Origin of the sequence: Okeania sp. SIO2F4, from assembly GCF_010672385.1 — a bacterium.
Taxonomy (GTDB): domain Bacteria; phylum Cyanobacteriota; class Cyanobacteriia; order Cyanobacteriales; family Microcoleaceae; genus Trichodesmium.
In genome coordinates this window covers 1-9,491 of the sequence record NZ_JAAHGT010000330.1, presented here as the reverse complement: position 1 = coordinate 9,491, position 9,491 = coordinate 1, and the positions used below count along the sequence as shown (strand labels likewise).

At 36.0% G+C, this 9,491-nt stretch carries 6 protein-coding genes; 2 read left to right on the top strand and 4 right to left on the bottom strand.

The window, feature by feature from the left end:
* Positions 1–285: FHA domain-containing protein (locus tag F6K22_RS20325; RefSeq protein WP_293101831.1), on the bottom strand; the 285-nt coding region annotated here is incomplete at its 3' end.
* Between the two features lie 379 nt (positions 286–664).
* The gene (locus F6K22_RS20320; RefSeq protein ID WP_293101828.1) at positions 665–1,486 is read right to left on the bottom strand and encodes a double zinc ribbon and FHA domain-containing protein; all 822 of its coding nucleotides are present in this window, start codon (positions 1,484–1,486) and stop codon (positions 665–667) included.
* A gap of 577 nt (positions 1,487–2,063) precedes the next feature.
* Between F6K22_RS20320 and F6K22_RS20315 the strand changes: the two genes are divergently transcribed.
* Positions 2,064–2,300 (top strand): hypothetical protein, encoded by a 237-nt coding sequence (locus F6K22_RS20315; RefSeq protein WP_293101825.1) that lies wholly within the window; start codon positions 2,064–2,066, stop codon positions 2,298–2,300.
* A 541-nt stretch (positions 2,301–2,841) separates the two neighbouring features.
* Here F6K22_RS20315 and pgl read toward each other — a convergent pair.
* Positions 2,842–3,558 carry a 6-phosphogluconolactonase gene (pgl, locus tag F6K22_RS20310; protein ID WP_293101823.1) on the bottom strand — a complete coding sequence of 239 codons (717 nt, stop codon included), beginning with the start codon at positions 3,556–3,558 and terminating at the stop codon, positions 2,842–2,844.
* A 1,115-nt stretch (positions 3,559–4,673) separates the two neighbouring features.
* Here pgl and F6K22_RS20305 point away from each other — a divergent pair.
* The gene (locus F6K22_RS20305) at positions 4,674–5,810 is read left to right on the top strand and encodes a hypothetical protein (RefSeq protein ID WP_293101820.1); all 1,137 of its coding nucleotides are present in this window, start codon (positions 4,674–4,676) and stop codon (positions 5,808–5,810) included.
* 1,039 nt (positions 5,811–6,849) lie between these two features.
* Here F6K22_RS20305 and F6K22_RS20300 read toward each other — a convergent pair.
* On the bottom strand, positions 6,850–8,541 hold the full coding sequence (locus F6K22_RS20300; RefSeq protein ID WP_293101817.1) for a hypothetical protein: 1,692 nt from the start codon (positions 8,539–8,541) through the stop codon (positions 6,850–6,852).
* Between the last annotated feature and the right edge of the window lie 950 nt (positions 8,542–9,491).

Here is a 9,491-nt window from a genome sequence, read left to right as displayed (position 1 = left end):
TCGCAATTTTGGTCCAGTAAGAGCCAAATTAATTATCAACCCACTAACTACCCTAACTTTCCTGATTGGTTTACCATCAATGTATGTACCATTGCTACCTAAATTAATAATTTCCCAATCGCGATGATTAGCTTTTAATTCAACATGATAACGAGAAACTACAGAACTATAAACAACCACATCATTATCTGAGCAACGCCCAATCTTAATGACAGGTTTATGATCGAAAGTCCAACTTCTGACTGGCATAGACTGAAGTGGATGTAGCAGTGTTAGTCTAATCACATTTGCTATTTAATATTTTTAGTAGAGCACCTGAGACAATTTTAGATTATTTAGTTTTTATCGTGGTTTTTAGGTAGATGAACTACAGAGTAAACACTACAACCATTGTCGGGACCAACCATAGTTAGTCCCAACTGTGGTCTAATATAATGAAAATAGCCGTAATTTGTTTGGCTCGATCTCTTCTTAAGGTACTAGATACTAAGACTTTGGCCTCTTTGTTGCCTTGTTAGGAGGAACTTTCCTCACAGACTACTACGAGAATGCTTTTTATGTCCAGCAGCTGAACCATAATATATGTAGGACTTCTCCATCGAAGAACTTAATTATAGGAAGACTTGAGCTAAGGATTTTAATCAACCCCCAATCTAAACTTGAGCTAAGAAATTTGAAACAGGAATGAAACCAAGTCTCCTTTGCCCAAAGATATCCGATCACCTGGTCTTAACTTATGTCTATTTCCTTTTGTCAAAGGAATGTTGTTAACATAAGTACCATTAGAACTACCAGTATCTTCAATATAATAACTATCTCCTTCTACTCTAATATCAGCATGACTACGAGAAACCACCTCAGAGTCAGGAAATCCTGAAACATCAATATCTGGAGGTACTCGGTCATTGGGTTTACCTATATGAATCACGGATAAATTAACTGGCAATTCAATATCTGTATCTGTTCTGATATGAAACAACTTGGCCGACTGTTTTTGCAACTGGGTCTTGGCCGGAATTGCTTTTCCCCCAGTCGGAGATGGAGAACTTACTTCAGGGATAGCAACAGGTGTGCTAATAGCATTAATGGTTGGTGGGACTTCCTCTTCTTCAATAGAAACTGGAGTATTAGGGTTGCTAGATTTTTCTAAATTGACTCTACCAGATACCAAAGGCTCTGGTGTCACTAATGGCTCTACTAGGTCTAGGTCAGGTATATCTACTGAGGGTATATCTGTATCTGGTGTAGATACAGGTGATACTATAGTTGGCATCACTGCTGGATCTGTTTGGGATAAAACTTGACCTTCCTCTTTACCAGCAGCAGCTTTCAGATCAAAGCCACATTGACCACAAAAGGCAGCATCAGCTTGAACTATTGCCCCACAGTTAGTACAATTTGTAGTTACTGGTAAGGGAGTATAGCAAGCTTCACATTGGGTTGCTCCATCAGGATTCTGATGATTGCAATTGGGACAGACAATCATTTATCTTCTCCTTGCTATCGGTCAGTTGACATCCTCCCGACGTTGCGCCCCTGCGACAACGCGAGATTCCTAACCATCACTATAATGGGCTTTCTGCTTCATAGCACCCACCTCCAAGGTCCTTCCCTCTTTTCGGTCTTATGGTCGCTCCACAGACAAGTCAGCGCCGCAAAAGGGGGTCTCACCCATGAGTTACTGGCGCTGACACTGCTAGCCCAGCAGCCTAAATATTTGAACAAAAAACTTTTTGTTATATGTGTTGAGTTCAAGTATGGAGTGTTCCCAGTGACTATTCCTCTTCCCCGATCTAACGATCTTTCTGCGGTGTTACCAAAATTAGTAATCTTTGTCGGTTAACCTGTCTGTTCGTATACGTTCGGGCGGGTTAGTAACCAGTTTAGTTATACCACAAGATTGATTGGTTTTCCCATCCCTCTGCTTCCTTATAGAAAAGTGCAGCTCTTCAACCAACGTTTAGCTGACCTGCCAATTAATCTCACACCATAATTGTTATTTGGTGTGAGATTAATTGGCGGTAAATTAGTGGGACTCGATGTCCCGTTAATTTACAAATTTTATGTTATCTCAACGTTGGTTGAAGACCCGCGCTCTCCCGGAGGGGAGCGTCGGGATGAAAACCAATCAATCTTGCGGTTTTTTTTGGAGTGTGCTACTCTACTTAAAGGCTGCTGGGCTAGCAGTGTCAGTCTGTGGAGCGACCGTAAGACCGAAAAGAGGTTCGGCCTTGGAGGCAGGTGCTATGAAGCAGAAAGTCCCTATCAGTGATGTTAGGGAATCCCGCGCTGTCTCGTAGAGCAGCGTCGGGAGGATGTCAAGTTATGATAGACCCCAAGCTGGTTTGAGTTAACAACCGCCAGCGATGAATAATGAAAATAAAATAAGATTAGGGGTTATATCCCAAGATATCTAGTAATCCGTTGGGAATGTAAAATCTTGTTGCGCTACTAGGTGATCCGCTTTTTTTATTTGCCAAAAGGGCGGCGTTTGATCCCGTCCTTAAAGCTCGCTCTTGTCCGATGCAATGGCAGGACTGCGAAGCGAGAAGCCCACATTATACCGAATGGTTAGTGTGGGAGTATGTCACTTGTTGACCTCAACAATACTTGATAATTTGCTTCTTCTAGATTTGTTTGAGATTAATCACTGCTCAAATATTTACCGACAAATTGGGTTTAAAGCCTCCCCCTTTGAGCTATCTTGACAAAATAGAGAAGTTATGTAATTGCCCTTAACTGGATATTTCGGGAGAGTAAATGTATTTAATTAGAGGCTTTTCTCCCCCCACCTCCCCATCTCCCCAACCCCCCCTATCTCTCTATCAGAGCTCCGCACCTTTAGGTCGGAGAGTATGTCAAACCAGTCATTAACCACTGTAATTCCCCTTGAGGCTGGATCAGACGACTAGGATAATTCATATTATCAGCTTTTTCTGCAAATACTTGGTCTAATGCCTCTTGTTTATCTGCACCAGCAACTAGAAATATAACGCCACGAGCCTGATTAATTAATGGAACTGTGAAAGTTAATCGCGGTTGGCCATCTTTATTGCCTACGGTAATTAGGCGATCGCTTACTTTTAACGCATCTGTATAAGGAAATAGGGAAGCTGTATGACCATCACCTCCCATTCCCAGTAAAATCAAATCAAAGCTGGGAAACTCTCCTGTAGGGACTTGAAAAAATTCTCGCAAATGAGCATCATGGCTTGAGGCATCAGCTTCCGGGTCTCCCGCCCCTGTTTCCATAGGATGAATATTTGTTGGTGGTATGGGTACTCGATCTAGCCAAGCTTCCCTGGCCATTCTTTGATTACTATCTGGGTGGTCAGGAGCTACATAACGTTCATCGCCCCAAAATACATGAATTTTATCCCAAGGCAGATTTTGAGTTGCTATTGATTCATAAAGTGGCCTTGGAGTATTTCCACCAGCTAAAGCTATTGTACATTGGCCACGTTCTGCGATCGCTGCTTGAATTTTAGATAAGCAAATGTCCAAAGCTTGTTCTAGCAACTTTTCCTTATTTGGCAACAATTTAACCTGTTTGTCCATTTTGTTTCTGTTATGATTTAATGTGTGTACTCAATTTAAAGATATAGCACTAAGCATTTAGGTGTTTGACATTGGTAAATCTCGTTTGTGGAGCATTTCCCCAGGAAAAACTCTCTGAGAGATTACTTTTAACTTTTGACTTTTTACTTTTGAGTTGCGCGTAGCGCTATAGTTATTGTTTTTAAATTTGGGTATCGGAGCTATACTATGGCAACTTGTCTTTAGATGTCAGTTTACCTCGTTACACTCAAGTAATATTAGTATTTGCTAGCTAAAGGTATTTAAGCTACAATAATTAAGGAGCGATAAATTTAGTAGTGAACAGTCATTTCAGTTAGCCTCCTGGGTCTTCAACAATTAATAATTAATAATTAACAATTACCTCTCCTTGAAAACGGATAGGATTGATTAATCATGAAAAATTTTTCTTCTCAAGGGTAGATTTGATATGGCTAGGTTTCCTCAGCATCCCATCCTAGGTCATGCTCCGCAATTCAAGTCGGCGACAGCGGAAACGACCGCTCTCCTGGTCGATTGGAGCCTAGCGAGGAAACCTCGCCATCCCATCTTAGGTCATGCTCCGCTTTCCGACCGCTTGTTTCTCCTAATTAGGAGAGGCTTTTTACCTTAATTATTCGGTAACTTCGTTTTTTATGTCGCGTAGTGAAACATTACCTCTGCTTGAAACCAGAGGTTTGAAATACTGAATCGAACATTTTTTTCACCCCCTTAAAATGGGAGGCTTGATACCTTATTTTTTGCTCAATAATTTATTTCTTCAGTAAAAAATAACATTTGTTGACTTTGGCTCAGGTCTGAATCATTTCGTAATATTTAATTAAATTTTCATATTACCAACAAAAATTATTCCAATATCACTATATTTACCTAGTAAAGTTTCCAAATATCTTCATAAGGGAAATATATAGCTTAGGTTATATCTGGAAATTCACTACAGTTTTTTGACTCCCTAGTTCCTCGGCATTAAAAAGTAATTTGGAAATAATTATATTCATGTTAATTTAGTAGTATGACTACAAAAATGAAATTATCTTACTGTAACTAAAGAACAGACTAATGTAGTAAAAAAAATAATAAATGAAGGAACAAAACCTATGTCTGATAAGAAAAAATTACCTAATTCCATACGCTACTTCCGAGCCAGATTTAGTCATTTGACAAAGCCCTTAGTTTGGGGGCCGATTGGAGTAGCTTCTCTAGTTATATTATTTGCTTGGGAATTATCAGTTCATCCAGAATGGTTAACCATTGAAGATGATGATAATTCAGTATCAAACGGCAATACTATCACTGAAACTTTATCTCCTGAAGAAGTTTCTGTTATGAGCGATATTGGCAATTCCTCAGTTTTAATAGAAGAGTTAAAAACTGCTCAACAACTGCAAATTAATCCTCCAGTAAGTTCTCAGAAAAATTTATTGGATAGATCCCAAAGAAAAACAAAAAATACATCTGTTACGAATAAAAAAGAAGATTTAGCTAACCCTCTGCCCAAAATTAATATTTACGGGGGAGTACAAACTAATGATTTGCCTTCTACAAATCAACTGCCAAAGACAAAATTGTCAACTTCTCCTCTGTTACGCAGTATGAATTTATTCGACGGAACAAACCAGGAGGAAAAAAAAGAAAAACCTGTCAATGCTCTACAGAATGCTATGGATGAGTACTTGCGTTCTAAAAGTAAATCTCAATCTCCCTCAAATTATCAGTCTCAAACAAATAATATTAACCTTTACCCAACTGAAATTAAGCCAAGGGATATTAAACCTTCTCCCATTCGGAATATACCAACATCCAATATTCCTAAATCTCAGGAAAGAAGTAATTATAATCCGCCTTTACCAGCCATAAATGTTACTCCTCCAAAACCTTACTATACTGATTTATCAGGTGGAATAAATCAAACGAATAACCCAACTAATTTACCAGGGTATAACTATACTTACAGACAACCTACTAATCTAAATCTCCCTCCATTAATTCCAGCAGTACCTAATAGTTTTGCCAATAATCAAAATGGAGTAAATGGAGTTAATAATTGGGGAGTGCCTAACTATTACAACAATCAAAGATATCCACAAAATCAACAACAACAATATAATTATGGAGTGAATCCTAATCAGGTAAATCCAAATGTACCACAACCTCCTTCAAACAATCCTTTCTCCAGGCGTAATAATAGTTTTTATAATCGTGGATATAGCCAGCGTTGGCATAATCCTTTTTAGGAATTAGAAATGATTAAAATATTTTAATTTGGGGTGATTAAAGTCACATATAGCATTTCTCAAATTGGCGAGATATACAAGTTTGAGATTTTAGGAAATAGGGAATAGAAACAAATACTTTACCTCATTCATAACAGAAATGCTATATCACATACATAGGCTCTATAGTTTTAAGCTATCGGCTAGCCTTCTGCGAAGGAACTGCGTTAACAGCTCAAGTTTAAACTATTGATTGTCAAGGATTTTAATTTTATTAATGTCTTAATACTTTTTTGTAGTGTTATCTTGAAAAGATTTTAGTTAGGAAAGGCAAGAGTTTTTTTAAGTGTGATAGGAGTAAAAGTTTTTACAGTATTCTGAGTTTCATAAGTGCATTAGTTTTGAAGTAGTGCCACTTATTTATTGCATTTTATCAATCGATCATTTTCATCAAGCAAACAAAAAATTATCCCATTAGCTATGAAAGTAAGAGAGTAGGGAGTAGGGAGTAGGGAGTAGGGAGTAGGGAGTAGGGAAGAAATTGAACAAGTCAGGGAGTGGGAAGTAACAAGTTAACTATAGGAGTACAAAAATTGGGATAATTTATTTTTTGCTATTCCCCAAAACCTTGATTATATAGTAATCGCTATTACTAAGTATCTAAAGGTAATTAATTGCACACATCTATTCTCTGTAATGCCTATAAAATTAGGGTTTTAGTATTGCTAAAATTGCAATTTATTTTGTGTGCCTACTTAGGGCTTGCTGATTAAATATCAAAGTATTTACATATAAAGGTTTGAGCCTTTTTATGGTCGAAAAAAGTGTCAGGTTTTCAGTTGAAAACGCTCAAAAAGTTAGGATTTTGATAGACTTGGGCAAAAAAATTACTCTCCTACTCCCCTACTCCCTGAAAAGACTTTTTCAGCAAACCCTACTTATTAAGACATTCTCAAACTATGAAATTTAATCATAGTAATAATTTAATTTCTGATTTCAGTTATACCTACTCCTTAAAGCTGATAATTTATTCAGCAATTACTACATAATTTTGATGATTTTAAGGATTATCCTGAGTCAATTTTATCAACTCATTTTTAATACATGATGTTGGTAGTAATGCTATTCGCTTACTGGTTAATACAGTACAAATTTCCACAGTAGTTGATAAAGCAGGGATAAGATTTTGCTCCAGTTGATAAACAATTGAATCTGTTAAATTATACTGACGAATTAATTCTTTATCGGCTACATATCTAGGGTCATAAGCTGTTAGATCGAGCAACCAAAAATCAACCCCATAATTCTGAATAAAGTTATTAACTTCTTCTGGGTTAGGAGTATATTGAGCCTGAATTAAATCAATAGATTTTTGACTAAATTGACTATAATATCCCACATGATAAGGTAGGCTGTATTCTTGCGCGACTAAAGTAGAACGTTGAGCAAAAGTGGGAATATTATCTGATTCTTTGGATATGGAAGCAATTAATGTATCTTTAGGTTGTGCTAATAAATATTCATATAGTTCTATTTCTTTGCCTTTAATATAGGATTGATTATCTATGGTTAGGTCTTGAGAAAAAGGAATAATACTCAATAATACTAATAACAAAGTTGTACATCCGAAATATATTCCTTGTGGGAAAGTTAAACCATTTTCTAGCTGAGAAATAATTTGCTTTAAATAATTATCTAACCAAATTATTAAGGCAATACTAGCAGCTATTGCCATCATTACTCGCATACTATGATAAATATATCTGTTGGGAAAATGAAGCTGAAATAAAAAGATATGAGCTAGAAAAAATAATCCTACTGATGCTATGAGAATTTGAATTAATATTCCTACTTTGTCAGAAACTTGTTTTGCTAGAGTAAATTTTTCTTTTCTAAGTAAAAAAGGTAATAGTAATGAAGTTATAGCCAGTGGTGAAAATAATCCCAAAAATAAGATACCACTCCTCGGTCCTGTGAGCCAAAAAACTAAGGGATTATGATGAAAAAAGAATGCTCTGCCATATTTACCATCACCATAATTGAAAATAGGTTGTATTTTGGCGGCGGTAGTAGTAATAATTGGTCCGAACTCTGTAGCAGAAAATTTGTATGGTAAAAGTATTATTGCAGCAGTTATTATTCCTCCTAAGCAAAGCCAATAATTTAATTTAATTGAGGTAAACTTTAACCGCTTTTGATGATAATCGAATAGTCGAATAGTTAGGATGGTTAGTGATAGTAAAACTGTGTGGGGATAAAAAATTGCTTGGAGAGCGATCGCTACCAAAACAGGAAATAAGGAACTTCGGAGTAAGTAATATAAGAAGGCTAAAAAAAGTGGATAGAAAAATGCTCTGGGAGTAGCAGAAACTAAGTCATCTTCCATCCATAAAGTTTGGTTTAAAATGAATGAACTAAAAAATCCGACAGCGGGAATTGGCAGAATTTGTAAACTGACTCCAAAGCAGTAAATTGTAGAAATTAATCCGAGAAATATTGGTAATAATTTACCTAAAAAAATTGGGTCGATGCCTAGAGATTTTATTAACCAATAAAAGCTTTTATAACCCCAAGGTGCTACTGACTGAAAATAGTCAGCAATTAAATCTTCAGGAAATAATTCCGAATCTAAAAAACGACGCATCCAAAATATATGTTGTCGTGCATCATCTTGAATTATATATTTAGTTTCAAAGGCAGCTTTCAGAGATTCAATACCATAAATTAATACAACTGCTATACTTAAACCCAACCAAAATATCCTGCTTCGATTTATTAGAAATTTATGTAATTTCAATAAAAATGTACGGAAATTTTGTTTAGAGAATAAAAGATATGACATATTTTATTAGAGACTAGCGATACTATCAGAAATAATATGATTGCTGATTATTGTTTGGCGTTAATCCTTTCTTTTAAAAATTAGAAGAATTATAAATTTTGAATAATGAAGTATTCCTATAACTAGGCTTGGGCTTTATTTCTTTGCTAAAATTCTTAAAATTTAATCACTTATTACAACTAAGCTTTAAATTTAGATGAGTTCTAAAAATGAGGGTTCTCGAACACAAATAATTGTTGCTATTATTGGTAGAAGTGCAAATAATAGCTGCATTAATAGGTGCAGATTTTCAATACTGTAAATTGAGTGCTATTAGGGAGATAAATTTGCTTCAATAATTAGGGAAAAAAAATAGAATGTACAAGCAATAGTCAACTTTGTAAACCTCGTCGCGAAGAAAAAATAGAAGTCAAGCAAGATGGAAAATTATACGCTGAATATATCGTCCCTCCTAGTCATTGTGGTAAAGTTATAATCTCTTTCTATTTTGATAACAGTCATAAAGGAATTGAGGAATATAAGATAGATAATTTTAATTATGCAAAAAAGGATATAGGTTTTATTATAAAAGGAACTCATACTTTAGCACTATAAGCAAAAGGAAAAACAGGTGATTGTAATAAAAGGCAATTAAATTCCTGGGGAGGAGCAGTGAAAGTTTATACATCACCAAACTCACCTATATTTTGCAGATTTTAGCGAAAATTTGAGTCAATGAAGACCTCTCCCCCAACCCCTCTCCTGCAAGGAGAGGGGTGAAATACTCCCACTTCCCTACTAGGGAAGGGGGTTGGGGGTTTAGGTTTTTTTTACCAATAATTTTAGTCTAGACGCGGTACTTTTGAACTATCAAAATAATT

Coding starts and splice junctions, on each gene's coding strand:
- F6K22_RS20320 (WP_293101828.1), bottom strand. CDS start 1,486: ATGATTGTCTGTCCCAATTGCAATCATCAGAATCCTGATGGAGCAACC.
- F6K22_RS20315 (WP_293101825.1), top strand. CDS start 2,064: ATGTTATCTCAACGTTGGTTGAAGACCCGCGCTCTCCCGGAGGGGAGC.
- pgl (WP_293101823.1), bottom strand. CDS start 3,558: ATGGACAAACAGGTTAAATTGTTGCCAAATAAGGAAAAGTTGCTAGAA.
- F6K22_RS20305 (WP_293101820.1), top strand. CDS start 4,674: ATGTCTGATAAGAAAAAATTACCTAATTCCATACGCTACTTCCGAGCC.